Annotated in this window: 1 protein-coding gene; it reads left to right on the top strand. The window is 60.1% G+C overall.

Going from position 1 to position 1,179, the window contains the following annotated elements; translation table 11 throughout:
- The first annotated feature begins 627 nt into the window (after positions 1 to 627).
- Complete coding sequence (locus tag EOA38_RS37270) at positions 628 to 1,014, top strand: DUF2794 domain-containing protein (protein ID WP_126091167.1); 387 nt, start codon at positions 628 to 630, stop codon at positions 1,012 to 1,014.
- Positions 1,015 to 1,179 lie beyond the last annotated feature (165 nt).

Below are 1,179 nucleotides of genomic sequence, written 5' to 3'. Positions count from 1 at the left end.
CCCCAGGAGTGGGGCAAAATACCTCGCCAAGGCGGCCCGATTGCCTTTCAAAAAACGCCCATGTGCCATGTGCGCCAAATATCGGCTCCCATGCAAAGCCCTCCTTGTGGGAGAAGGTGTCGCCGAAGGCGACGGATGAGGGGTGTTCCAGCGGAGTGAGACGTCGGCGTTCCCTGGAGCACCCCTCATCCGTCTCGGCGCTGCGCGCCGATCCACCTTCTCCCACAAGGGGAGAAGGGGAGCTCCAGCCATTAAAAAACCGGCGTCAGCTTGCTTCTGACGCCGGTCATTCAGGTTTTGGGATCGTCGCACCTGATTTTTCCAAGGAAAAACCGAGGTTGGTTCGATCCGACGCTGACCCGTGGGCGGGGGGCTTGGGGTTTACGAGCCGGTGCCGGACCGAACCGTCTCAGGCAACGCCGGTAAACTCGTTGGACATTGGGGCATGAGCGCGGATAATTTGTGGCGACAATGTGGCGAAGCATCACCAATGACAACACACGTTTCGCAAACGTGACTGGACCTTTCGGAAACCGCGCGACGCTCCGCGTGCTTCGCCGGCCCTTGCAATTCGACCGCGAAAGCGCGAACCTTGGCTGGCGCACGATTCAATCGAAGGATTGACGCATGACCGATCACAGCAGCGGGATGGAGGATGGGGAAGCATCCGGAATATTGATCCCGCTACACGAGGCGCGGCGCGAACGCCTCGATCAGCCGGTACGCTTTGACCGGCGCGAACTCGACCAGATCCTGAGGCTCTATGGACGCATGGTGGCGGCCAACGAATGGCGCGACTATGCGATCGATCATCTCTCTGATCGCGCTGTGTTTTCGGTCTTCCGCCGCGCCAGCGAGGTGCCGCTGTTCCAGATCGTCAAGGACCCGAAGCTGGCGCGCCGGCAAGGCGCCTTCGCCGTCATCGCCGCCGGCGGACGCATCCTGAAGCGCGGCCAGGAACTCGGCCGCGTGCTCGGCGTGTTCGATCCCAAGCTGAAGCTGGTGCAGGCCTGAGTTGGGAATTGAGGAACTGAAGAATTGAAGAACTGAGGAAGGAAGAGTTGAAGAATAAGGCGCTTGGCGCGCCCGGTGTAACCGTCGCCTTCTTTTGTTCTTCAGTTCCTCAATTCCTCAATTCTTCAGTTCCCCTTGAGCCCCTCCCGGAATTTCCGCTCGGGC

Origin of the sequence: Mesorhizobium sp. M1E.F.Ca.ET.041.01.1.1, assembly GCF_003997355.1 — a bacterium.
Lineage (GTDB): Bacteria > Pseudomonadota > Alphaproteobacteria > Rhizobiales > Rhizobiaceae > Mesorhizobium.
This window is presented reverse-complemented; position numbering and strand designations above follow the sequence as displayed.

Coding starts and splice junctions, on each gene's coding strand:
- EOA38_RS37270 (WP_126091167.1), top strand. CDS start 628: ATGACCGATCACAGCAGCGGGATGGAGGATGGGGAAGCATCCGGAATA.